General features: G+C 60.2%; 22 protein-coding genes. 14 read left to right on the forward strand and 8 right to left on the reverse strand.

What is annotated here, in order from left to right; genetic code table 11:
- Nucleotides 1–52: 52 nt before the first annotated feature.
- Nucleotides 53–1,354, reverse strand: coding sequence for an Nramp family divalent metal transporter (locus tag K8U54_RS19850; RefSeq protein ID WP_249907417.1), 1,302 nt, complete (start codon nt 1,352–1,354; stop codon nt 53–55).
- 198 nt (nt 1,355–1,552) lie between these two features.
- Between K8U54_RS19850 and selD the strand changes: the two genes are divergently transcribed.
- Nucleotides 1,553–2,587 (forward strand): selenide, water dikinase SelD, encoded by a 1,035-nt coding sequence (gene selD, locus K8U54_RS19855; protein ID WP_249907418.1) that lies wholly within the window; start codon nt 1,553–1,555, stop codon nt 2,585–2,587.
- Entirely contained in the window at nt 2,587–3,678 is a 1,092-nt protein-coding gene (gene mnmH, locus K8U54_RS19860) for a tRNA 2-selenouridine(34) synthase MnmH (RefSeq protein WP_249907419.1), read from the forward strand. Before selD ends, mnmH begins: the two co-directional genes overlap by 1 nt.
- 4 nt (nt 3,679–3,682) lie before the next feature.
- Here the strand turns inward: mnmH and K8U54_RS19865 are convergent, their stop codons facing one another.
- Together K8U54_RS19865 and K8U54_RS19870 are read right to left on the reverse strand one after the other, a co-directional pair.
- Nucleotides 3,683–4,843 carry a cyanate transporter gene (locus K8U54_RS19865; RefSeq protein WP_249907420.1) on the reverse strand — a complete coding sequence of 387 codons (1,161 nt, stop codon included), beginning with the start codon at nt 4,841–4,843 and terminating at the stop codon, nt 3,683–3,685.
- Complete coding sequence (locus K8U54_RS19870) at nt 4,840–5,742, reverse strand: DMT family transporter (protein WP_249907421.1); 903 nt, start codon at nt 5,740–5,742, stop codon at nt 4,840–4,842. Before K8U54_RS19870 ends, K8U54_RS19865 begins: the two co-directional genes overlap by 4 nt.
- An 83-nt stretch (nt 5,743–5,825) precedes the next feature.
- Between K8U54_RS19870 and K8U54_RS19875 the strand changes: the two genes are divergently transcribed.
- The 3 genes from K8U54_RS19875 to K8U54_RS19885 all read left to right on the forward strand — a co-directional run bounded on the left by K8U54_RS19875 (nt 5,826) and on the right by K8U54_RS19885 (nt 7,749).
- Nucleotides 5,826–6,323 carry a MarR family winged helix-turn-helix transcriptional regulator gene (locus K8U54_RS19875; RefSeq protein ID WP_249907422.1) on the forward strand — a complete coding sequence of 166 codons (498 nt, stop codon included), beginning with the start codon at nt 5,826–5,828 and terminating at the stop codon, nt 6,321–6,323.
- A 12-nt stretch (nt 6,324–6,335) separates the two neighbouring features.
- A complete protein-coding gene (locus tag K8U54_RS19880) occupies nt 6,336–6,632 on the forward strand; it encodes a hypothetical protein (RefSeq protein WP_249907423.1) in 297 nt (98 codons plus the stop codon).
- A gap of 263 nt (nt 6,633–6,895) precedes the next feature.
- Nucleotides 6,896–7,749, forward strand: a protein-coding gene (locus tag K8U54_RS19885; protein ID WP_249906677.1) for an IS5 family transposase whose coding sequence is annotated in 2 segments (ribosomal slippage) — nt 6,896–7,244 and nt 7,244–7,749 — 855 coding nt in all. Because the reading frame shifts where the segments join, the coding sequence is not laid out codon by codon here.
- 303 nt (nt 7,750–8,052) lie between these two features.
- Here K8U54_RS19885 and K8U54_RS19890 read toward each other — a convergent pair.
- Complete coding sequence (locus tag K8U54_RS19890; RefSeq protein WP_249907424.1) at nt 8,053–8,946, reverse strand: LysR family transcriptional regulator; 894 nt, start codon at nt 8,944–8,946, stop codon at nt 8,053–8,055.
- A gap of 94 nt (nt 8,947–9,040) precedes the next feature.
- Here K8U54_RS19890 and K8U54_RS19895 point away from each other — a divergent pair, with 94 nt between their 5' ends.
- From K8U54_RS19895 to K8U54_RS19915, 5 genes are all read left to right on the forward strand, one after another.
- Entirely contained in the window at nt 9,041–10,210 is a 1,170-nt protein-coding gene (locus K8U54_RS19895) for an MFS transporter (RefSeq protein WP_249907425.1), read from the forward strand.
- A 433-nt stretch (nt 10,211–10,643) separates the two neighbouring features.
- Complete coding sequence (locus K8U54_RS19900) at nt 10,644–10,946, forward strand: ArsR/SmtB family transcription factor (RefSeq protein WP_070885386.1); 303 nt, start codon at nt 10,644–10,646, stop codon at nt 10,944–10,946.
- Between the two features lie 158 nt (nt 10,947–11,104).
- On the forward strand, nt 11,105–12,109 hold the full coding sequence (locus tag K8U54_RS19905; protein WP_249907426.1) for a zinc-dependent alcohol dehydrogenase family protein: 1,005 nt from the start codon (nt 11,105–11,107) through the stop codon (nt 12,107–12,109).
- Nucleotides 12,110–12,119: 10 nt separating this feature from the next.
- Nucleotides 12,120–12,470, forward strand: coding sequence for an antibiotic biosynthesis monooxygenase family protein (locus tag K8U54_RS19910; RefSeq protein WP_249907427.1), 351 nt, complete (start codon nt 12,120–12,122; stop codon nt 12,468–12,470).
- A 284-nt stretch (nt 12,471–12,754) separates the two neighbouring features.
- Nucleotides 12,755–13,969: an aldose 1-epimerase family protein gene (locus K8U54_RS19915; protein WP_249907428.1), complete on the forward strand. Its 1,215-nt coding sequence runs from the start codon at nt 12,755–12,757 to the stop codon at nt 13,967–13,969.
- A gap of 227 nt (nt 13,970–14,196) precedes the next feature.
- Here the strand turns inward: K8U54_RS19915 and K8U54_RS19920 are convergent, their stop codons facing one another.
- From K8U54_RS19920 to K8U54_RS19930, 3 genes are all read right to left on the reverse strand, one after another.
- Nucleotides 14,197–15,165: an alpha/beta fold hydrolase gene (locus tag K8U54_RS19920; RefSeq protein ID WP_249907429.1), complete on the reverse strand. Its 969-nt coding sequence runs from the start codon at nt 15,163–15,165 to the stop codon at nt 14,197–14,199.
- A gap of 189 nt (nt 15,166–15,354) precedes the next feature.
- Nucleotides 15,355–15,657 carry a LasR-specific antiactivator QslA gene (locus K8U54_RS19925; protein ID WP_249907430.1) on the reverse strand — a complete coding sequence of 101 codons (303 nt, stop codon included), beginning with the start codon at nt 15,655–15,657 and terminating at the stop codon, nt 15,355–15,357.
- Nucleotides 15,650–15,892 carry a hypothetical protein gene (locus K8U54_RS19930; RefSeq protein WP_249907431.1) on the reverse strand — a complete coding sequence of 81 codons (243 nt, stop codon included), beginning with the start codon at nt 15,890–15,892 and terminating at the stop codon, nt 15,650–15,652. The genes K8U54_RS19925 and K8U54_RS19930 overlap by 8 nt, the downstream gene beginning before the upstream one ends.
- A 504-nt stretch (nt 15,893–16,396) precedes the next feature.
- Here K8U54_RS19930 and K8U54_RS19935 point away from each other — a divergent pair.
- From K8U54_RS19935 to K8U54_RS19950, 4 genes are all read left to right on the forward strand, one after another.
- A complete protein-coding gene (locus tag K8U54_RS19935; protein WP_157139337.1) occupies nt 16,397–16,666 on the forward strand; it encodes a hypothetical protein in 270 nt (89 codons plus the stop codon).
- A 147-nt stretch (nt 16,667–16,813) separates the two neighbouring features.
- On the forward strand, nt 16,814–17,191 hold the full coding sequence (locus tag K8U54_RS19940; RefSeq protein ID WP_249907432.1) for a hypothetical protein: 378 nt from the start codon (nt 16,814–16,816) through the stop codon (nt 17,189–17,191).
- A gap of 128 nt (nt 17,192–17,319) precedes the next feature.
- The gene (locus tag K8U54_RS19945; RefSeq protein ID WP_249907433.1) at nt 17,320–18,159 is read left to right on the forward strand and encodes a hypothetical protein; all 840 of its coding nucleotides are present in this window, start codon (nt 17,320–17,322) and stop codon (nt 18,157–18,159) included.
- 1,170 nt (nt 18,160–19,329) lie between these two features.
- Nucleotides 19,330–20,337 (forward strand): hypothetical protein, encoded by a 1,008-nt coding sequence (locus K8U54_RS19950; RefSeq protein WP_249907434.1) that lies wholly within the window; start codon nt 19,330–19,332, stop codon nt 20,335–20,337.
- Nucleotides 20,338–20,628: 291 nt separating this feature from the next.
- Here K8U54_RS19950 and K8U54_RS19955 read toward each other — a convergent pair whose 3' ends face one another.
- Nucleotides 20,629–22,347, reverse strand: a complete 1,719-nt coding sequence (locus tag K8U54_RS19955) for a hypothetical protein (protein ID WP_249907435.1) — start codon at nt 22,345–22,347, stop codon at nt 20,629–20,631.
- Nucleotides 22,348–22,514 lie beyond the last annotated feature (167 nt).

Here is a 22,514-nt window from a genome sequence, read left to right on the forward strand (position 1 = left end):
AGTATAGGGGCAGTCGCCGCCCGCGGCGAGCGCCGCGGGGGGTGGGGTGGGCCTAGCCGATCAGCCGGGCCAGCTCGTTCAGGCAGAGCACCACGAAAAGCGCAGCGGCGATCCCCAGCAGACCGTTAGACAACCAGCCCGAGCGCCACTCTGCCGGCACCCGTTTCGAGTTGAGCAGCCAGATCAGCGTGAGCGCCAGGAACGGCATGAAGAACGCACCGAAGGCGCCATAGGCGATCACCAGGCCGAATGGCCGGCCCAGGGTGAGCAGCAGCATGGGTGGAAAGGTCAGCCAGAGCACGTAGAAGCGAAAGGCCGGGGTTTTTTCCAGGTCCTGCCGCGCGCCCTTGGCCTGCTCGCCGCCCTGCACCTGGCGCACGAAGTCGGCGAACAATAGCGACACGCCGTGCCAGACACCGAGGATCGAGGAAAACGTGGTCGCCGCGAAGCCGATCAGGAACAGGGTGGAGACCACGCTGCCGAAGCGCTCGCGCAGGATTTCATCGAGGTCGAGCAGGCCACGGTCGCCACCTGCCAGGGTGACCTGGGCGGTATAGAGCAGTTCGGCGCCGACGATCAGCATCGAAATCACGAAGATGCCGGTGGCGATGTAGGCCACACGGTTGTCCAGGCGCATCATGCCCATCCACGCCGGGGTGCGCCAACCCTTGGCCTGCACCCAATAGCCGTAGGAGGCCATGGTGATGGTGCCACCGACGCCGCCGATAAGGCCCAGCGTGTAGATCGCCGAGCCTTCGGGAATGGTCGGCACCAGGCCGGTGACTGCCTGGCCGAGGTTGGGCATGACCAGAATGGCGAGGCCGACCACCACCACGAACATGATGCCGATGAACAGCTTCATGACGGTCTCGAAGGCGCTGTAGCGGTTGAACAGCACGAACACCGCGCCGGCGATTCCCGACAGGGCGCCCCACATCCAGAACGGCATCACGTCGGGGAACAGCGCGGCCAGCGGTAGCGCCGTGGCGCTCATCGCCGTGCCGCCGTAAACGAAGCCCCAGATCACGATGTAGATACCGAAGTACCAGTACGTCCATTTACCCAGCGAGCGCCAGCCTTCGAGAATGGTCGAGCCGGTGGCCAGGTGATAGCGCGCCGCGCCCTCCGCGAGGGCGATCTTGACGATGCAGCCCACCACCGCGGCCCAGAGCAGGGCGTAGCCGAAGCGCGAGCCGGCGATCAGGGTCGCCACCAGGTCGCCGGCGCCGACACCGGTGACCGCGACCACGATGCCCGGGCCGATGAGCTTCCAGCGCGCCGCCGTGCCGCTGGGCGGGGCCGACTGGGAGGGTTCTTCCATCGAAGGTGCGCGCGTCTCGTTGTTGTCGTTCATGGCATCTTCCTGTGGGCGCCGCCAGGGCATTTTCATGGAGCATAGATAGGCCGCGGAACCTTGCGTGCCGGGGCGCGGATGAAAAGTGTTGCAGGTCGTACACTCGCGCGCCGCCATGCAGTTCGGCTGCTCGCCTCTGCGAGGGCGTGCACGGGCTGGTAGAATCCGCCGCCTGTTTTCCCTGATGAGAGCGTTGCCATGAGTGAGCCGATCCGCCTGACCCAGTACAGCCACGGTGCCGGCTGCGGCTGCAAGATTTCCCCCAGGGTGCTGGACGTGATCCTGGCGGGCAGCGGCGCACAGAACCTGGACCCCAAGCTGTGGGTCGGCAATGCCTCGCGCGACGACGCGGCGGTCTACGCCCTCGATGAAGACCGCGGCGTGGTGTCGACCACCGACTTCTTCATGCCCATCGTCGATGACCCCTTCGACTTCGGCCGCATCGCCGCCACCAATGCGATCAGCGACATCTACGCCATGGGCGGCGACCCGCTGATGGCCATCGCCATCCTCGGCTGGCCGGTCAACCTGCTGCCGCCAGAGGTCGCCCGCGAGGTGATCCGTGGCGGCCGTGCGGTCTGCGACGCCGCCGGCATCCCCCTGGCAGGCGGGCACTCCATCGACGCCCCGGAGCCGATCTTCGGCCTGGCGGTGACCGGCGTGGTGAGCAAGCAGCACATGAAGCGCAACGATACCGCCAGGGCCGGCGACACCCTGTACCTGACCAAGCCCCTGGGCATCGGCATCCTCACCACCGCCGAGAAGAAGGCCAAGCTGCGCGCCGAAGACGTGGGCCTGGCCCGCGACTGGATGTGCACCCTCAACAAGCCGGGCAGCCGCTTCGGCAAGCTGGCCAGCGTCAACGCCATGACCGACGTCACCGGCTTCGGCCTGCTTGGCCACCTGGTGGAAATGGCCGACGGCGCCAGCCTCACCGCCCGCCTTGACTACGCCGCCGTGCCGCGCCTGCCGGGCGTCGAGCACTACCTGGCCGAGGGCTGCGTGCCCGGCGGCACGCTGCGCAACTTCGACAGCTACGGCGAGCGCATCGCCGCCCTGAGCGACAGCCAGCGCGACCTGCTCTGCGACCCGCAGACCAGCGGCGGCCTGCTGATCGCCGTCAGCGAAGCGGGCGAGGCCGAGTTTCTTGCCGTGGCCGCCGAGCTGGGCCTGCACCTGGCGCCCATCGGCGTGCTGGTGGAACGACAGCGTCACGCCGTCGAGGTGTTCTGATGCGCGAGGATGCCCGCGACTTCCGTGCCCTGTTCCTCGATGGCGTACCGATGATGGATACCCGCGCGCCGGTGGAATTCACCAAGGGCGCGTTCCCCGGTGTGGTCAACCTGCCGCTGATGACCGACCTGGAACGCCAGAAGGTCGGCACCTGCTACAAGCAGCACGGCCAGGAGGCGGCCATCAAGCTGGGCCACCAGCTGGTCGGCGGGCAGACCAAGGCCGAGCGGGTCGAGGCCTGGGCGGCCTTCGCCCGCGCCAACCCGAACGGCTACCTGTACTGCTTTCGCGGCGGCCTGCGCTCGCAGATCGTCCAGCAGTGGTTGCGTGAGGCGGGCATCGACTACCCGCGCATCACCGGCGGCTACAAGGCGATGCGCACCTTCCTGCTCGACACCCTCGAAGAAGCCGTGGCGCAGTGCCGCTTCGTGGTGGTCGGCGGCATGACCGGCACCGGCAAGACCGACGTGCTGGCCCAGCTGCCCGATGGCCTGGACCTGGAAGGCCATGCCAACCACCGCGGCTCCAGCTTCGGCAAGCGCGCCACCGGGCAGCCGGCGCAGATCGATTTCGAGAACGCCCTGGCCGTGGACATCCTGCGCAAGCGGGCGGCGGGCATCGAGCGCTTCGTGATCGAAGACGAAGGGCGCATCGTCGGCAGCTGCAACGTGCCGCTGTCGCTGTATCAGGGCATGCAGACCTACCCGCTGGTGTGGCTGGAAGACAGCTTCGAGGGGCGGGTGGAGCGCATCCTGCGCGACTACGTGATCGACCTGTGCGCCGAGTTCATCGCCGTCAACGGCGAGGAGCGCGGTTTCGAGCTGTTCGCCGCGCGCCTGCTGCAGAGCCTGGACAACATCCACAAGCGCCTGGGCGGTGAGCGCCACCAGCGCCTGCGGGCGATCATGGTCGACGCCCTCGGCGCCCAGCAGCGCAGCGGCGCCGTGGCCTTTCACCGCGACTGGATCGCCGGGCTGCTGCGCGAATACTACGACCCCATGTACGCCTACCAGCGCGACAGCAAGGCCGAGCGTATCGTCTTCGCCGGCGACGAGGCCGCGGTGGTCGCCTACCTGCGCGAAGCGCGCTGACTTATCAGTGGGTGCGGAAGTGCCCGCTGCCCGGTTTGAAGCGCATTGCCATGATCATCAACAGCAGCGTGGCGGCGGCCATCATCAGCCAGCTCAGGCGCAGGTCATTGGTGTACTGGCGCAGCAGGCCGGCGAGCAGCGGCGAGGTGGCGGCGATCAGGTAGCCGCCGCCCTGCACGAAGGCCAGCAGGTCGCCGGTCTGGCGCGGGTCATCGAGGTGATCCTGGGCGACCACCAGCGACAGCGGAAACAGAGCGCCGATTCCGATGCCGATCAGCACGCAGATCACCACCACCAGCGCCAGCGGCGCGACCACCAGGGCAATCAGCCCGAGCAGCAGGCAGACCAGCACGAAACCCAACAGCACGCGGCGATCCGGGCAGCGCGCCAGCAGGCTCGAGGCCAGCAGGCCGGCGGTTACTTCGCAGAGGGTCAGGGCGGCCAGCAGCAGGCCGCTGGACGCGGCGCTCCAGCCCAGCGACGTGTAGTAGGGCGGCAGCCAGGCCAGCACCAGGGTATAGCCCGCGGTGCCGACGCCGAAAAAGGCCATCAGCAGCCAGGCGCGTGGCGAGCGCCAGGGGTTTAATGGCGCCTCTGCATGGGCGGCAGCGGGTTGGTCCGCCGGTGCGGCGCGGCACCATACCAGGCAGGCGACGATGGCCGGCACGGCCCAGGCCGCCAGCGCCCAGGACCAGCCCAGCCATTGCGCCAGCCAGGGCGTGAGCGCCGCACCAAAGGCCGCGCCACCCATGATCGCGCAGCTGTAGAAGCCGATCAGCCGGCCGGCATCATGGCTGAAGCGCGCCTTGATCAACCCCGGCAGCAACGCCTGCACAGAGGCGATACCGGCGCCGGCCAGCAGGGCGCTGAGCAGCAACGGCGTAGCGCTGGGCAGCAGGCCGCGGGCCAGGCAGGCGAGGGCGATCAGCAGGGTGCCGAGCCAGATGCCGCGTCGCTCGCCGAGCCGCCCGCGCAAGAACGTGGCCACCAGGGCGCCAAGGCCCATGATCACGATCGGCAGGCTGGTCAGCAGGCTGGCGCCCACGTGCCCGAGCTGGGTGTCCAGCTGGATGCGGTCGAGCAGCGGGCCCACCGCCGCGAGCACCGGGCGCAGGTTCAGGCCCAGCAGGATGATCGCCAGCAGCAACAGGGTCTGGCGTTTCATTGCGCCTTCTCCTGGGCGCCGCGCCAGGCCACCAGCAGCACGCCGCTGACGATGCACAGCCCGGCCAGCAGCATCGACAGGCTGCCCTGTTCACCCAGCAGACCGATGGCCATGGCGGCGCCGAGCACGGCGGCCACCGAGCCGATCTGGCTGAGGAATACAGCGCCGGCAAGCTTCTGCAACACGAAGAACAGCGCGTAGACGATGGCGAACAGCGCCATCTGCACCAGCAGCAGAAGCACGGCGGTGTGATTACCCAGCTGCGGCGCCAGGTCGACGCCCAGCAGGCCTATGGGCAACAGCAGCAGGGCACCGCCCAGCAGCATGCCCGGTGCCAGGGACAACGGGCTGGCGCCGCTCGGCCAGTAGCGCGAGCGGTAGATATTGCCCATGGCCAGGAACAGCGGGATCGACAGCGCGGCCAGCACCCAGAGGCGGGGCGCGTTACCGTCCTGCAGCTTGCCCAGGGCCAGCAGCACGCTGCCGACCAGGCCGATGCCGATGCCCAGCAGGCGAATGCGGCTCAGCGGCTCCATGCGCAGCCCCAGGGCCATCAGGTAGGTGAACAGCGGCGGGAAGGCCAGGCACATCGACGCGAAGCCGGCGCCCACATGGCCGATGGAGGCGAACAGCAGGCCATTGGGCAGGGCGATGCTGATCAACCCGGCGATCAGGTAGTAGCGCAGCAACGGCGGCGTTACGCCCGTGCGCTCGCCACGCAGGCGTACCAGCACCAGTAGCGCCAGGCCACCGCCGATCAGGCTCCACAGCAGGAAGGCCAGGGGCTGCCAGCCATTCAGGCCGGCCAGTTTCACCAGGTTGCTGGTCAGGCCCATCAGGGCGCCGATCACCAGCAGCAGAAGCAGCGCCAGGTAGGGTCGCTGCAGGGGCTGTCTCATGCCTGTCTCCAAAGCCGATTTACGATAAGATGCAAACATTCTTTTTGAAAAGTATCTTGATGGCAAGATAAATCGAGGGCGACATGCAGGATCGAGCACAATTGGCTGCCGAGCAGTGGCGTGAACAACGCCCGGATCTGGACGGCTTCGCCATGGCGGTGATGGGCAGGCTCGGCGAGCTGACCCAGGTGATCAGCCGCGACCATCTGGCGCCGTTCTTCGCCAGCCACGGCCTGCAGGCCGGCGAGTTCGACCTGCTCGCGACCCTGCGCCGCGCCGGCGAGCCCTACGCGCTGATGCCCACCGCCCTGTACGAAAGCGCGATGATTTCCTCCGGTGGCATGACCAGCCGCATCGACCGCCTGGAGAAGGCCGGGCTGATCGAGCGGCGCAAGCATCCCTCGGACCGTCGCGGCATCCTGGTGGCGCTGACGCCGGCGGGCTTCGAACTGATCGACAACATGCTTACCGCCCACGTTGCCAACCTGCAGCGCGTTCTGGCCGCCCTCAGTGACGCGGAAAAACAGCAGCTGCATGCGCTCACCGGCAAGCTGCTGGCCAACCTGCAACCGGGTGAATGAAAGGAATCGACCATGTCGCTTACGGCATTGATCATCGGCGTGATCGCCCAGATCGTCTTCGCGGGCCTGCAAGGCCTGATCGTGGTGTTCTCCGGTTCGGCCATCGCCAACCACAGTGAACTGACCCCGTTCCAGGACCGCCTGCTGTCGAGCCTGATGCTGCTGCTCCCCGGCATCTCCCTGGCCACCGCCGGCCTGTTGGTGGTTGGTTATCTGAGCGCGGCGCCCTGGCTGTCCAACCTCTGGCACCTGCTGCCGGTGGTGGCGCTCGGGCTGTATCTGCTGTTCGTGCTGTGCTTGAATCGGTAGCGGGCAGGGCACTGGGAACCCGTCCGGCAGGGGCTTGGTCGTGGCGCTGGATCATTAGAACGTGATCCACAGTGCGCTCTGTGGGAACGGGCCATGCCCGTGATTTCGGGCGCATGGCGCCCTCCCACGAAAGGCGCATGCCGAGTGCGTAGGGTGGATGACGCTTTATTCGTCCACCATGGGGGGCGTGGTGCTGAATCATTAGGTTTTGTACGAAAAGTCGGTACGGGTAAAATTGCCGCCATGATTGGCTGGAGGCCCGCATGGCAAAGCGTTACGAACTCACCGACGCATCGTGGGAATTGATCAAGGATCTGGTTTCTCCAGAGCAGAAGATGGGTCGCCCACGCAGTGATGATCGTCTGGTACTCCACGCAATCCTGTGGATCCTCTGCTCGGGCGCTGCCTGGCGTGATCTGCCGGAACGCTTTGGGCCTTGGTCGACGGTGTATCAGCGTTTTCGTGACTGGCGCGACGACGGTACGTTCGACCGGATACTGGAGCGCTTGCACATCCGATTAAACCGGGAGGGACTGATTGATCTGGACACCTGGATGATCGATTCCACTGCGATACGTGCAACCCGAGCCTCTTCAGGCGCCGGGAAAAAAGGGGGCCTGAAGAACCGCTAGATCATGCTTTGGGGCGTAGTCGAGGCGGCCTTACTACCAAGATTCACATGATCTGTGACGCCAATGGTGTTCCATTACGCTTCATTCTTTCGCCGGGGCAAACCAGCGATATCGCTCATGCCCAGCCGTTGCTGGATCAGGTGCGAATTCCCGGTAAGCCGGGGCGTCCACGCAAACGCAGTCGCTGGTTACTGGCTGACAAAGGCTATGACGCGCAACACTTGCGCCATTACTGCGACCGCTACCGAATACAGCCGGTGATCCCGCTGCGTGCCATGCCCCGCAAGCCTCGGCCTGGCCTGCCCCGACTCTTTGATCGTCCAAAGTATCGGCAGCGGAACATCATTGAGCGGATGTTTGGCTGGCTGAAAGAGAACCGCAGAATAGGTACTCGCTACGACAAGCTGGCGAGAAGCTTTTCAGCCATGGTCACGCTGGCCTGCAGCCTGCGTTGCATGCGTCAGTACTTTTCGTACAAAACCTAGAACAGTGATTCAACTGTACGGCCTGTGGGAACGGGCCATGCCCGTGTTTTCGGGCGCATGGCGCCCTCCCACGAAAGGCGCATGCCGAGTGCGTAGGGTGGACGACGCTTTATTCGTCCACCATGGGGTGGTCGTGGCGCTGAATCATTAGAGCGTGATCCACAGTGCGGCCTGTGGGAACGGGCCATGCCCGTAACTCGCGCGCATGGCGCACTCCCACAAGGGCGGGGCAGCCATCAGCCCACTCAACTCTAGGTTAGGATCGCTCGCACGCTGGAGCATCAGGAGCGATCAGTTCTGCGCTTACAGCCGGTGATGCTCGATCAAAAAATCCACGAACAACCGCACCCGCGCCGGCATCGTCGGGCCGCCGACGAACACGGCGTGAATCGGTTCCCGTTCGCCGGGGTTGAAGGCCTCGAGCAGTTGCACCAGGTCGCCGCGCCCGATGTCTTCATTGACGGTGAAGGCGCCGATACGGGCGATGCCGGCACCCACCCGTGCTAGCTGCGCCAGGGCCTCGCCGCTGCTGCATTCGATATTGCCGCACACCTTCAGGGAGAACACTTCGCCGTCGCGTACGAAGGGCCAGTTGGGCTCGGCGCGGCGGAAGTTGAAGCGCAGGCAGTTGTGCTGCAGCAGGTCTTCCGGCGCCTGGGGCGTGCCGTGGCGCGCCAGGTAATCGGGCGAGGCCACCACGATCTGGCCGGTGTCGCCGATCTTGCGCGCGGTCAGCGGGCTGTCCGGCAGCGGGCCGAAACGCACCGCCACGTCGGCCTGGCCGCCGAGAATATCCACCACCTCGTCGCCCAGGGTCAGGTCGACGACGATATTCGGGTAGCGCGCACTGAACGCCGCCACCAGCGGCACGATGGCCAGCCGGCCGTGGCCAAGTGCGGCACTGACACGGATGCGGCCCTTGGGCACGCTCTGGTCGGCGATGGCGTCCTCGACCTCCGCCAGGTCGGCGAGGATGCGCCGGGCGCCACGCAGGTAGGCCTCGCCTTCGGCGGTGAAGGTGATCGCCCGGGTGGTGCGCAGCAGCAGGCGGGTGCCCAGGCGCTGCTCGGTGCGGGCGATGATACGGCTGACCGCCGAGGGCGTCATGCCCAGGGTGCGTGCCGCCGCCGACAGGCTGCCCTCCTGCGCCACGCGCACCAGCACTTCCATCTCGCCTGATCGGCCACCTACGTCCATTTGTGCCTCTGCAGCAAAGGTGTTTGCCAGAAAAGCGGTCTACCGCCCGTGAGAGCGGGATCGTAGCATTTGCGGCATAGATAAGGAGCCCTTCATGCGTATCAATCCACCTCTCGTCGCGCTCGCCATCGGTGCCTTCGGCATCGGCGTTACCGAGTTCGCCCCCATGGGCATGTTGCCCGGCATTGCCAGTGACCTTGGCGTGTCGATTCCCGCCGCCGGCCTGCTGGTCAGCGCCTATGCCATCGGCGTGCTGATCGGCGCGCCGCTGATGACCCTGACCACCGGCAGGATTCCCCGGCGCTATCTGCTGATCGGGCTGATGGCCATCTTCACCCTCGGCAACCTGATGTCCGCCCTGGCCACCGACTACACCAGCCTGCTGATCGCCCGGGTGGTCACCTCGCTCAACCATGGCGCCTTCTTCGGCGTCGGCTCGGTGGTCGCCGCCAGCCTGGTCGCCCCGGACAAACGGGCCGGCGCGGTGGCGGCAATGTTCATGGGCCTGACCCTGGCGACCATCGGCGGTGTGCCGCTGGCTGCCTGGTTCGGTGAGTTGCTCGGTTGGCGCACGGCGTTCTGGGGCATTGCCGGCCTCGGTGTGCTCACCATGCTCGCGCTGTGGTTCGCCCTGCCCAACGTCGAGCTGCCGAAGAGCGATGGCGTGCTCGCCGAAATCCGCGTGTTGGGCCGTGGCCCGGTACTCGCCGCGCTGGCGCTGACCGTGGTCGGCTCCAGCGCGATGTTCACCGTGTTCACCTACATCGCGCCGATCCTCAGCACCCAGACCCATGCCTCCACCGGCTTTATTACCGCCATGCTGGTGCTCTACGGGGTGGGCCTGACCCTGGGCAACATGTGGGGCGGCAAGGCGGCGGATCGCTCCATCGACCGTACCCTGATCGCTTCGTTGGGCGCGCTGATTCTGGTGCTGCTGGCCTTTACCGTGCTGATGCGCTGGCCGCTGCCGGCCGCCGTGGCCATCCTCATCTGGGGCATCGCCAGCTTCGCCATCGTGCCGCCGCTGCAGATGCGCGTGATGGAAGCCGCCAAGGACGCTCCCAACCTCGCTTCGGCCGTGAACATCGGCGCCTTCAACCTGGGCAATGCCGTTGGTGCCGCCCTGGGCGGCGCGGTGATCAGCGCCGGGCTGGGCTACCCGGCGATCTCCCTGGCCGGCGCGGCGATGGCAGCGCTGGGGCTGCTGATGGTGCTGGGGTTTGCCTGGCGAGCCAGAGCGGTGGCGCTGGCGGTATGCCGTTGATTTGAGTGTAAGAACCTGTCCAAAGTCTGCTGCGCGTCGGCACTGCGGCGTTAAAAACAGGCTGGATTGCCAGCCCAGTCGGGCTGCTCATTTACAGCTCGTAAACTCCGCGTCCTCGCCTGTTTTTGTGGGGCCGCCTAGGCCTTGCATTGCTCTAGCTCGCGAGACTTTGAACAGGCTCTAAGGTTGCTAGGGCGTACCTGGCAGCGTTGCGTTCGCGAAGCCGTCTTGGCAGGTGGACTGTTCGCTGGCGCTACGAGCAGCCGGCGTTCCGATCCACCCTAGGCGCCGCTGTGAACAGGGTAGGGGCCGCGGTTCGAGATGAACCGGGGCCCTTTGCGTTTGTGGCGAGGCGTGTAGCACACCAGAGCGACGGCAGTCGCCAGAAGAATCCTTAGATTGACATATCGGTAAATCTCGATATTATCGCGCCATGGACTTGATCGACGTATTCAAAGCACTCTCGAACCGCACGCGCCTTGAGATTCTCAAGGGCCTGAAGGATCCCGCGAAGAACTTCCCGCCACAGGATGAAGGCGACGTTCACACGGTGGGGGTGTGCGTGAGCAGCATTCAGGAAGGGGTGGGGCTGTCGCAGTCGACGGTGTCCGACTACCTGGCGACGCTGCAGCGAGCGGGCCTGGTGGAAGTCAGGCGCATCGGGCAGTGGACCTATTACAAGCGCAACGAGAAAGCCATCAGCGCGCTGGCCGAGCTGATAGGCAAGGAACTGTAGTTTTTCTTCATTCCTGAATATCGGTAAATCCCGATATTCCTTTTTATCGAAGTGAGGGCTTGCCATGGGCTGAGCGCGGAGCGAAATCGTCGTAAATTTTTTGTCTCAATATATCGAAAAATCCCGATATCCCTTTTTCCAGAAACGAGGAATCAGCAATGAAAGCGCAGATACTCAACGCCTTTGGCGGCCCGCAAGCATTCCAGCTGGTCGAGGTGCCCAAACCCGTGCCGCAAGCGGGGCAGGTGCTGGTGCGGGTGCACGCCACCTCCATCAACCCGCTGGATTATCAGGTACGCCGTGGCGACTATCCCGACCTGGTGCCACTACCGGCGATCACCGGGCACGACGTTTCCGGCGTGGTCGAAGCGGTCGGGCCGGGCGTGACGGGCTTCGCGCCGGGCGACGAAGTCTGGTACACGCCGCAGATCTTCGAGGGCCCCGGCAGCTATGCCGAGTATCACGTGGCTGACGAAAGCATCGTCGGCAGCAAGCCTTCCTCGCTGAGCCATCTCGAGGCGGCCAGCCTGACCCTGGTCGGCGGCACCGCATGGGAAGCGCTGGTGGTGCGCGCGGCGCTCAGGGTGGGCGAGAGCGTGCTGATTCACGGTGGGGCGGGTGGCGTCGGCCATGTGGCGATCCAGCTGGCCAAGGCCATGGGCGCCAAGGTGTTCACCACCGTACGTGAAGCCAACTTCGAATTCGCCCGCAGCCTGGGGGCCGATGTGGTGATCGACTACGCACAGGAGGATTACGCCCAGGCCATCCTGCGGGAAACAGGCGGGCAGGGCGTCGACGTGGTGTTCGACACCATCGGCGGCGACACCCTGGCGCGCAGCCCCGACGTACTCGCCCAACTCGGCCGGGTGATATCGATCGTCGACATCGCGCTGCCACAGAACCTCCTGCAGGCCTGGGGCAAGAACGCCAGCTACCACTTCGTGTTCACCCGGCAGAACCGCGGCAAGCTCAATGAGCTGAGCGCCTTGATCGAGCGCGGCCAGCTGCGGCCACACCTCGGTGCGGTGTACTCGCTGGCCGATATTCCGCTGGCCCATGCGCTGCTGGAAACGCCCAACAACGGCCTGCGCGGCAAGATCGCCATCGCCGTGGTGCCAGAGGCGCACTCGGGCACCCACACCCAACCGTCGAACCCACGCTGAGGAGGTGCCCATGGTTTATGAAATCGCGCTGCTGCCCATCCACGAGCAACACCTCGAACGCTTCAGGCAGGCATTCGCCGAGGTGGTGCCATTGCTCTGCCGGGCCCAGGGCTACGGCGGCCACCTGCTCGCGCAAGGCATCGAAAACCCGCTGCACTTCAACCTGATCGTGCGCTGGCGGTCCCTGGAGGACCACACGCAGCGCTTCGAAGTGAGTGACGACCACCAGCTGTTCATGCAGGCCCTGGAGCCGTGCTTCTCGGCAGAGCCGACCCTGTACCACATCGAAGGCGCCGCCTTTGCTAGTGAAACGTCGGGCGAGCAGGGCGGCCCCTTCGGCAGTGAATGGCCGGTGGGCTGAGGGTGTGGGCATACCGGGCGGCGTTCCGTTCGCGAAGCAGCACGCCTTTTTGTCCCGGCAGGCGGCCGTTCGCTGGCGCTACGGGCGGCCGGCGTTCCGGTCCGCCCTAGGTTCTGCTTCCGGCCGGCAGGAGCCTGTTGGGGGAGGCAGCCAGGAGCTGTCGGCGAGGTTAGGCGTGTGCCCTGCGCTCAGTGCCGAGCCCGTCGTAGCTGTCGATCTTTTAGCTTGCTGAAACGTTTCATCAAGTCTATAAAAATGGCACAACTTCAAGAAAGGCTGCTCCCATGACCCCACGCAAATTCTTCGTTGCCCTCAGCGCATTGTCCGCCGCCTCCCACGCCATGGCCTGGGATTACGTGCTGCTCGACACCGACAAGGCCGCCCAGAGCTGGCAGATCACCAGCCAGCAACTCGGCATAAAAACCGACAAACCCTTCAGCGTTAGCCTGCGCACCTTGCACGGCGGGCGGCAGGAGGGCGTCAGCATCGTCGACATCGATAACGGCACGATGAAGCTCTCAGTCGTGCCGACTCGCGGAATGAACGTCTTGCAGGCCTCGGTCGGCGATGTGCGCATGGGTTGGGATTCTCCGGTCAAGGAAGTGGTCAACCCGGCCTTCATCGAACTCAATGGCCGCGGTGGCCTGGGCTGGTTGGAAGGCTTCAATGAACTGGTCACCCGCTGCGGATACGAATGGGTCGGCCACCCCGGCGTCGACAACGGCGAACTGCTGACCCTGCACGGTCGAGCTGCCAACATTCCGGCGAGCAAAGTCACCCTGCATATCGATGAAAAACCACCCTACGCCATCACCCTGCGCGGCGAACTGAAAGAGCAGGCGTTCAAGAAGGTCGACTTCTCGGTCGTGACCGAACTGGTCACCGAACCCGGCAGCGTCGCGTTCGCGCTCAACGACACCCTGACCAACAACGGCGACTATCCCAAGGAATACCAGGCGCTGTATCACAGCAACTTCAGCACCCCGTTCCTGGAGCAGGGCGCTCGTTTCGCCGCGCCGGTCAAGCAGGTGTCGCCGTTCAACGACAAGGCCAAGGGCGATCTGCCCGACTGGCAAACCTACCGCGCACCGACCAGGGACTACGACGAAACGGTTTACAACCTGGTGCCGTATGCCGATGCGAAGGGCGATACCTTGACCGTATTGCATAACAAGGCCGGCAGCCTGGGCGTTGCGGTCGGCTTCAATACCCAGACCCTGCCGGTATTTTCCCTGTGGAAGAACACCGATACCCAAGGCCAGGGCTACGTCACGGGGCTGGAACCGGGGACGAGTTTTTCCTACAACCGCCGCTATCAGCGGCCGCTGAACCTGGTACCGACAATTGGGCCCAAGGAGCACAAGCAGTTCCACATCCGCTACAGCCTGCTGGCGGATAAGGCGGCGGTGGACAAGGCCTTGAAGCAGGTGAGCGCGATTCAGGATGGGCGGGAGACCGAGGTGCGGCAGACACCGTTGGTTGACCTGACCAAGGAGTGACAGCGGCTGGAGCACTGTCGACCGACAGTGCAGCCCTCGGCCAAGCGTTCGCCTCTGATCCCGTCGGCTTGTTCAAGGTTCGCCAGCGAGCGACCGTGAGCAGTCGACGGGCTGCTTGCAGCCATTCGGTCACTGCCCGGTTAGCAGGGCGGCCAGAAGGCGAGGCGGCTGCTAAGCCATGGCCGACATGCTTGTAACAGGGCCGGCGTTCCGGTCGGCCCTACGCGCTAATGCCTGGGAAACAACCGCTCGGCGACGACATCCCGCGTGAGCAGCCTGGCCGCGTCATGCCCCACGCCAGCGACGGTGATCTGCGGGTGATGGATGGCGACGCCCCACTGTTGCGAGAGAAAGGCCTCGTAGCGCAGGTAGTTGAGCTGGCGTTGCAGCCGATTGGGGCCTTGCAGAGCGGCGGCGCAGGAACGGTCCAGCACACGATGCCCGGGATCGTTGTCGTGCTCGCCGACCATGAGGGTCACGTCGCGCGCGGCGTAGCGGCGAAACAGCTGCTCGGCGCTCAGGTGTTGGCGCGACAGGTAAGGCGGTGCGGCCTCCAGGCCGTAGCGGTAGCGGTTGTAGTCCGGGCAGTCGGCAGCAGAAGCAGGTCCTACAGTGCCCGCCTGCACGCGGTTGCCGTCGAGATACACATACGAAGACGGGCTGGAAATCACGTAGCGCACCGCAATGCCCTGGCTCGCCAGGTGTGCATCACCCTGGCCCAATACGGCGTAACGCTGCATCAGCTGGCCGCCGGCCGAATGGCCGATCAGCACCACCTCTTCCAGCGCGGGGAAGCGCTTGCGATCCGCCAGGTACGCCAGCACATCATCCAGCACCGCGAACGCCTCGATGCCCGACCGGCCTTGCTCCGAGGCCGTGCCATGCATCCATTTGTCCCGCGCCCACAGGGGCATGTCCTTAGCGGCGCGGCGATCCTCGGCGGTGAGGAAGTTGAGCGACAGCAGCAGGTTGTCGCGGCCATCGAGGCCGGCCCTGCTCAACAACTGCAGGCCCGTTTCAAAGTAGTCGTCGGCATTGCGCCGCACACCATGCACAAGCACCACGGCCCGTGAGGCCTGGCTGGCGCCCGTCATATCGGCATTGGCGTAGGCGAGGAAGTGATAGGGCGCCTCCTGGCCCAGGCGCAGTACATAGGGTTTGGCGCTGCAGAGCCCGCCATATAAGGCCGTTGCCAACAGCGAGAGGGCCAGCAGTACCCCTTTGCAATGGCCTGGCTTGTGCCTGGCGCATCGGCACCCCGGATCGTTACGCGGCATATCCACCTCGGGAAAAGAGCTGCCTCACTCTAGCGCTTGGATGGCGGCGCCGATACCCGAGCGAGCAGCAAGCGGTGGGCTACCTACCGCAGCCCACCGCTTGCCGGCTTACAGGCGCAGCTCCGTTCGCCTGGCCAGGTGCCCGCCACCCAGGGGCGAGCACAGGCGCTGGTGGATACGGCTGAGAAAGCCCAGCTCGAAGGCATGGCGCTGCGCACCGGCCGGGAACTGCTGGCGCTCCAGCAGCAGGCCCGTCCATAGCCAGCCGCTGTTGCCGTCGTCCAGCCAGGCCTGGGCCTGTTGGGCGCCGTGGGTGAAGCTCGCCTGGCAGTTCTCGCTCAAGCCGAAGGTGGCCGCCTCGTGGCCATCATGGGCCGGCAGGTAGGCGAAGTGTTGTTGGCGTTCACTCATGCCCGGCCCTCCCTTGCGCCTGGTTGATGGCCTGGCGATACAGCACCACCAGCTCGCTGAGCATCGCGTTGCTGATATCCGCCAGCTCCTGCTCCGGCATACGCCTGAGCAACTTGGCCAGCAGCGCAGCCCGGTACTCGGCGGCGGCCAGCACCGAATAATCATCGGCCACATGGCTGAGCAGTGGGTTTGGCGGTGTAGGGAAGGGGATAACGACGGATTCAGATCGGCTCATGCGGCACCTCCAGAATGGAGGCGGACAAGACGACGTGCAGCCCAGGGCGGTGCCCTTGGGTAAAAGGGGGATAGTGCATTTTCCTTATGCTCCTTCGTGAATTTAAGGAGCCGCGTTCCATTCGCTACCACACGATATGGAGGCGGACCGTGCAAGGGTGGTAGACCGACTCACGAAGGAAGGCCGGCCAGGCCGAAGCCTGCCTCACACGGCCCGCCATAACTGCACGAGAAAGCAACAGGCACAAAAAAGCGCCTGCTCTCGGCTATGGCGCTACCGCGCCTTCGTGTGAATCGGGCTACCACACCCGGTCACGGGATTTACCGTGACGGGTGGGACTGTAGCGTGGGGGGGAGGGAGGAGGCAAGTTTGGGCAGCGACGTTATGACTGGCTGCTTTCGGCCAGGAGCTGCCCCTTCATGGGCGAGTTATCTGTGAGCGCTTGTGGATGAAAAAGAATGACAGAGCCACTACTCTCAGACGTACCTAGCCTCAGGTCATGCCATGAACCTTAACCCGATTGAGTCCTGTCCACGCTGTGGCTCCTTCCAGCATGTCAGATCAAAAAGAATTCTGATTGGAGCAGCAAGCCCGAAGAAACGTTTCGATGGGGAAGAAAAAGTAGGCTACCAACGCTTGGATCAGCTAGCGGTTGATGAATGCAAGCCCGCCCTCCTGAATGCGACACCGCTCGAGCAGCTAGTAGATGGTTTTTACTGCGATCATTGCGGGGTGGGGTTTGTAACAAGCGAACTTTTACGAGGTTTAGAATGATCTTGAGCGACCGCATTTGGCCGATTGCAGCTAGTAACCACGGGCCGCTATCGGCCAATAGCTGCCTATCGTAATGACCGCTGCCAGACAGTAGCTATTCATCAAATGCTTTGGCACTCTGCATCTAACCAGAAAGGATGATCAGCCATGGAGCACAAAAAGTTGCGCAATGCTGGGGACTTCAAGAACAAGTCGGTTGTCGAGTACGCCACGATTAGAGTCGAAATTCCCAGTAGATTGGTTCCTTCGAACCTACGTGATGGTCACTATCGGGACGACGACGTTGTGAAAGGCTTGTATTCGACACCTACTGGCCGGCTCTCATACAAGACGCTTTATCTCGATAGTCGTGAGCTGGCAGAGCAGTTCGCTGAGCATCTAAACCGTCTCTTTCAAAGCAGGCCTTACAGTGACGACTTTGAGATAAAGCTTGAGGTTCTGACGACTACGCAGACGGTCACAGCAACAAAGGGAAAGATGAAACATTCTGCAATTGTAAGGGAGAGAATCTCCAAGCCTGAATGAGATGAGAGTAGCTTCGATTGGAGCTGCCACTATCCACAAGAAGCAGCTATATATGCAGTGCCATATATCGGAGCCTGCTAGTAAAGTCCGATACATTTCGCTCAATACGTTTAGTGGAGAATTGGTTGGTGAGCCTACTAGATAACGCCATTCGCTCAATTCAAATTGGTCTAGATGACTATCAATCTGATGAGCGATTAGTCTCTAGTGTTAGGAATATTTACGCAGGTATTTTACTACTCTTCAAATACAAGTTATTTTTATTAAGCGGAAAGGAAACCAATGCGGCTTTGATCAAACAAAGTGTCGCGCCTACTATAGATTCTCAGGGAGCGGTGATCTGGAAGGGGGTTGGTAGCAAAACTATTGATGTTGCTGGAATTAAAAGTCGATTTAAATCTCTTGGAGTTCATGTCGAGTGGAATATATTTGATCGTATCAGCAAGCATCGCAATGAGATAGAGCATTTCTTTAGTCATCTGTCCGAAGATGAAATCTCTGAGCTATTGGCGGACTGCTTTATAATAATCAGTCGATTTTTATCGCAAAATTTAAATCTAGATGCTAGGGAAGTACTTGGTGACGAAGCTTGGCAGATCCTTCTGCATGCCTACGAGGTATATGATTATGAAATTGAAAAAAACTCTCGAGCCATAGAGCTTCTAGAATTCCATCACGAAGTTATCAAAAAAATATTCTTGGAATTTTGCTGTATTAGCTGCTCGTCGCCCCTTGTGCAGCCAACTCAACCAGGAGCGGCAGAAGAAGTAAGTTTTTGCTGCGCTGAGTGTGAAAGCAAATACAGCTACGATGATATTTGCAATATGGGGGTGTCTGACTTGTACATAAGCTCATTTCAGGCTGAGTTCGAAGAGCTTAACCGCCCTTTTTCTAACTGTAAAATTTGTAGCCAAGGGTTATATTTAAAAGAGTATCGCGTCTGCACCGCATGCGGATGCATCGACTAAGTGTGTAAGCGCGGTGGCCTGGGTAGCCGTTGGTGGAAAACACTTCTCTGTATACCACCTTGCACGTACTTCAGAGCTATGTAGGGTGGACAACGCTTTATTGTCCACGATTTTCTACGACTGACTGCGAAGGGGCGTATCCTGCCACTCGCGACCAGCAGCAGTCGGCCAGGAGCGGACGCTCACAGGTTGGAGCGCTTAATCCATACCCGACCATAGACACACTACCCAGCGATTACGTAGCCTCGGAGCAGGTCTTGTCGCTTCTGCTCCATGATTCATTGTCACGCTTCAGACGTTCAACTTAATGGGATCAAGGGGTTACGCAGGGACAGGGAGCGTTATGCGACAGAAGTGGCGTAATTTATTACGCCACTTCTGTCGCCTACTTATGGTTAGCTTCCTCATCGAGAATCACGGAGAAACCAATGGCCCAAGTTCAAATTGAAGAGATCGTTGATCATCTAGGTACTGAGATGCGCAAAGCGCTAGAAGAAGCCGTTCGCAGTGTTGCGCCAACAGCGTAGTTTGACTCAACAGCCTTATTTAAAGCCTTCCGAAAAGCGGTTGGCCGAAAGTGCAATACATGGGGGGTCTGTAACAGACTTCTATGTTAAGAATTAATTACTGTAGGAGTGTATAAATGGAGTGAGCATAGGAGCGCGGGAGAGTGGTTTTTGCTGTTAGTCGTTGCTTATGATTTCTGGGTAACACTCATCATCAACAATCCGCTCTACGGTTCAATTCCGTCAATCAAGGAGGTCTTTATGGCCAAGTTCAATGTGCTGTTCAATACCGCTGTGAAAACTTCTCATGCTGTCTTGTCTCACTGGGTAACAAAAGCCTCTCTCCTTGCGCTGGGTATCTGGTGCTTCCCCCCGCGACCCTATGCTCATTCCTGCATATCAGAAGCTAACAACTGGTTCAAGCCGTTCGCTGCGCTCACTCGGGACCGGCTAAAGCCGGCCCCTTAACCAAACGTTAGTGTCCGCTATTGGCCGAAGCTGGACAAGTCATCCACTTCGCTTCACTGACAATTAAGAATACGGTAGGCTGGACGGTGTGCCGTCTCGGGCAGCAATATTTCAGCGAGATCCAGCGCTGGCTGTGTGCCCCGTCCTCCTATCGCGACGCCTGTAGCGAGAGGCAAATTTAACCTAGCGAGCATCAATGAACAGAGGCTTCTTTTCTTTTGTGGCCACGACTGAGGCCTATAGAAATGCGGAAAAGGAGTGGGTCGTCGAATTGCAGCGATACCACATGTATTGGTATGACTTGGTAGTAAACCCCCAAGAGGTGGCCGAATACTTCGATACCAGGCAACTGATTGTGGATTATCTCAAGCGCGTGAAAGCGGAAGTCGAGGCCGAGCTAGAAAAGCGTTTCGTATACTTGATTTGCTCCCGAGAGCGGGTTCGGTTTAATACCGCAAAAGCGACTTCCTATAATCCATTCACTCGGGCCACCAAGCTGCACGTGTTGATAGGGCGAGAGCGAACGAAAAAAACTATTCGCTGCAAATTTTTTGACGTGCAACGCCAGAGGTTCTGCAACCCGAGGGTAGAACTAAGCGAAAAATACATTACCATCACAGACGCGCGGGGCGACCAGGTCACGCTCTCGATCCACGACTTCCTAGAGGCCACGGATATTTCCCTTGGCTTGGATAGCCGCGTCGAATACGTAGGTTATACGAAGAACCCTGAGTCACGGCCCACGAATGGCGGGCATACCGGGCTCAGCGATACGCTCCATAGGCTGGCGGACGATAGCCGGGATTCGTTTATCTACTTCAATCTCTTCAAGGTCATCACGCGGGCGAGCGACGAGATGTCCATGCTCAACTTCGCGTTTGCAAATGCCATGACAGATGAGGTTGGCGTGGAGCTGGAGGGTAAGATCCTCGAAAAATGCCTTATCTTTTATTTTGACGCGGCAGGCCAAAACAGAAACAAAAAAAATGAGCTAGCAGAGCTTGAGAAAAGCCTTCGAAAAATATTTAAAGAGCAAAAAATAAATAAAATCCGTGTGCACTACGAATTTGAAAAACCGACGGAATATGGGTTTTTTTCTTCTTCAAAGGTTCAGCGAAATGCACGTCATGTGTTCACTGTTCAAGCAACTGAACATGGAGTTGAAATAACTGAGGAGGGGGGCCAAGTTCGAGCCCTTACTTAAAATCAAGCGAAGCGCATACGCTTTAGGCGCCGCCAACAGTGTTTATGCCAGCCGCGCGCCGCCTAGCACATCTGCGTATTGGAAGGCCGCTTCTGGCCAAATGCAACCGGTCAGGCCCGGAGCAAACGTCTGCTGGTCACGAACAGAAGAGCTCGCCCGTGAACGTTGATTACCTGAACCGGTGAAATAGCTCAATCCGTTTTCGGGTAAACCATATCACTATGGCCGTAATTGCTCCCCCAGAGCGGGAATCTTCACGAGCGCGCCAGCAGAAAGATGCCTAACTAAAAACTAACGCACAGTAATAAGAAATTTCTGGTGATCGGGCACATCAGAGATATCGAGTGTGTCGATGAATCGATAGCCTGTCCTCAGCGACTCCTCTTCCAAACTTTCAAGTTGGCCATCGGAAAGGTAGCTGTTTTGCTCAATATTGATGTAGCTTTTGATGCGAGGAGTGCTGAATTTTATCGTAACGGCCTCTAAATGAAGCGAGCCATGTCCTTCTTCGTAGGTAGCGGTGATGTACCGCTGCATGTTCCAAAGGTGCCACAAGATAAATTTTGTATCGCCATCGCTTCGGGATACGATGTGTTTGAGCATAGTGTTGTTCAGTATGGCGGTTGCGCGATCTGGGAAAAATACTCCCATACTTTGCGAGGTAACAATCAGGAAGTCGATCGTAATGCAATAGCCTGTAGGGAAAAGCTTTTGGAAATCAAGATGAGAAAATTTCTTCTGAATGAGCCCTTGCAAGAGGTCTATGCCCTGAGAAGTTTTCAGGAAGTTTTTTAGTTTTTGAGCCTGCTCTAACGCTTTTGTGATGGCGCCTTTTTTGCCTTTCGTTTTCAGATATTCCTTGGCCCACGTCGCAGGCAGGTTATTTTTTACCTCGCAGACAAATGCATGAAACCCTAGTGATGGTTCGTAGGACAATGCAAGAACGTCAATGTCTGGTAAGGATGGATCGTAGTTCTGGAGGAGGATTTCCTTTTCGGTTTTAAAATTTCTAAACTGAGAAAAAAGCTTGGATATTTCCTCTACCAACGCGTCGCCAATGATGATGGCAAATTGACCAGAGAATCGATCGCTATCTCTACTGGCATACTGCTTTAGCATGGACGATATGCCATCTTTCAAAGAGAAGCTAAAAGGCAACAAAAGATACTTTTGTTGAGATGGCAAGTAGTTAAAAGTGCCGCGTGAACTGCTGGAAATATCCTTCAGGATAGTCACGCAATTCCCCAGGGGGACTTCAGTAACTTTACTTATATGCTCGCTTATTTCAGTCTCGGCCAAGGTAATAACGCATGAAAGCTGATTGGCAGAGGCATGGTATCTTTCATACATAGAAAACAGCAAGAGGTTGTGATAAACCTTGTAAAACTCACAATAGCTGTAGTCACCGAGGCTAGCCTCACTACTTTCAGGTACGTAAGAAAAAAAGTGCTCTATTTTTATATTAGTTTCGGATGTAACATGGGCCAGTATTTTTTCCATATCAGGGTTGGCATGATCCCAGCGGTCGGTTGTGCTGAGTAGTCCGTATAACTCATCTCTCGATAAAGGCTTTTCTCTAGGGAGAACGGCTGAGCTGAGTGCGAATAGGTGATGCTCATAGACGATCTGCTCAGTGAAGCTAGTATCCCGAAGCGTGATAGTTATAGTTGAGTTGGCTTCAGACCACTCAACAGACTCTGGATTATCGTACGATAGATAAATAAGGTCGCGTAGATCATAGTAAGCCGATGAAAAGGAAAAAATGCTTGACCAATCAAACGTCCCTAGGCAGGAAAAAGTGGATTCAGGTTTGAGACCCTTAATTATCTTCGACGTATAAATATCGAGAGCGGGACGTAAGCTTTCGCCTGCTCGGAAGTCGCCGCGACTATATTGCTGCTCTACTAATTCGAACAAAAACTTGAGAGTTTCTTCTGTTGGGCCCAGCAAGGTAATGTTTTTTTCAAGTTCGGCATCTATTAGTGTATCGACGCGTGTTCTCAGTTCCATTGATCACCTAGATTTTCCAGTGGTATAATTTGAATCCGCTGCGCGCAGGGGTATCCGGAGCAGTCAATCGATGTTTGTTAAGCATTTGCAATCCGACATCCTCGAATTGTATCACCTCGATAACCGGTACTTTTATTGGTTATAAAAGTCTGAATTTCCCGACGAGG

Source organism: Pseudomonas fulva, from assembly GCF_023517795.1.
GTDB lineage: Bacteria > Pseudomonadota > Gammaproteobacteria > Pseudomonadales > Pseudomonadaceae > Aquipseudomonas > Aquipseudomonas fulva_D.

Bases quoted from the DNA above. Each gene is read 5' to 3' on its own strand.
- K8U54_RS19850 (WP_249907417.1), bottom strand. From the start codon at position 1,354: ATGAACGACAACAACGAGACGCGCGCACCTTCGATGGAAGAACCCTCC.
- selD (WP_249907418.1), top strand. From the start codon at position 1,553: ATGAGTGAGCCGATCCGCCTGACCCAGTACAGCCACGGTGCCGGCTGC.
- mnmH (WP_249907419.1), top strand. From the start codon at position 2,587: ATGCGCGAGGATGCCCGCGACTTCCGTGCCCTGTTCCTCGATGGCGTA.
- K8U54_RS19865 (WP_249907420.1), bottom strand. From the start codon at position 4,843: ATGAAACGCCAGACCCTGTTGCTGCTGGCGATCATCCTGCTGGGCCTG.
- K8U54_RS19870 (WP_249907421.1), bottom strand. From the start codon at position 5,742: ATGAGACAGCCCCTGCAGCGACCCTACCTGGCGCTGCTTCTGCTGCTG.
- K8U54_RS19875 (WP_249907422.1), top strand. From the start codon at position 5,826: ATGCAGGATCGAGCACAATTGGCTGCCGAGCAGTGGCGTGAACAACGC.
- K8U54_RS19880 (WP_249907423.1), top strand. From the start codon at position 6,336: ATGTCGCTTACGGCATTGATCATCGGCGTGATCGCCCAGATCGTCTTC.
- K8U54_RS19890 (WP_249907424.1), bottom strand. From the start codon at position 8,946: ATGGACGTAGGTGGCCGATCAGGCGAGATGGAAGTGCTGGTGCGCGTG.
- K8U54_RS19895 (WP_249907425.1), top strand. From the start codon at position 9,041: ATGCGTATCAATCCACCTCTCGTCGCGCTCGCCATCGGTGCCTTCGGC.
- K8U54_RS19900 (WP_070885386.1), top strand. From the start codon at position 10,644: ATGGACTTGATCGACGTATTCAAAGCACTCTCGAACCGCACGCGCCTT.
- K8U54_RS19905 (WP_249907426.1), top strand. From the start codon at position 11,105: ATGAAAGCGCAGATACTCAACGCCTTTGGCGGCCCGCAAGCATTCCAG.
- K8U54_RS19910 (WP_249907427.1), top strand. From the start codon at position 12,120: ATGGTTTATGAAATCGCGCTGCTGCCCATCCACGAGCAACACCTCGAA.
- K8U54_RS19915 (WP_249907428.1), top strand. From the start codon at position 12,755: ATGACCCCACGCAAATTCTTCGTTGCCCTCAGCGCATTGTCCGCCGCC.
- K8U54_RS19925 (WP_249907430.1), bottom strand. From the start codon at position 15,657: ATGAGTGAACGCCAACAACACTTCGCCTACCTGCCGGCCCATGATGGC.
- K8U54_RS19930 (WP_249907431.1), bottom strand. From the start codon at position 15,892: ATGAGCCGATCTGAATCCGTCGTTATCCCCTTCCCTACACCGCCAAAC.
- K8U54_RS19935 (WP_157139337.1), top strand. From the start codon at position 16,397: ATGAACCTTAACCCGATTGAGTCCTGTCCACGCTGTGGCTCCTTCCAG.
- K8U54_RS19940 (WP_249907432.1), top strand. From the start codon at position 16,814: ATGGAGCACAAAAAGTTGCGCAATGCTGGGGACTTCAAGAACAAGTCG.
- K8U54_RS19950 (WP_249907434.1), top strand. From the start codon at position 19,330: ATGAACAGAGGCTTCTTTTCTTTTGTGGCCACGACTGAGGCCTATAGA.
- K8U54_RS19955 (WP_249907435.1), bottom strand. From the start codon at position 22,347: ATGGAACTGAGAACACGCGTCGATACACTAATAGATGCCGAACTTGAA.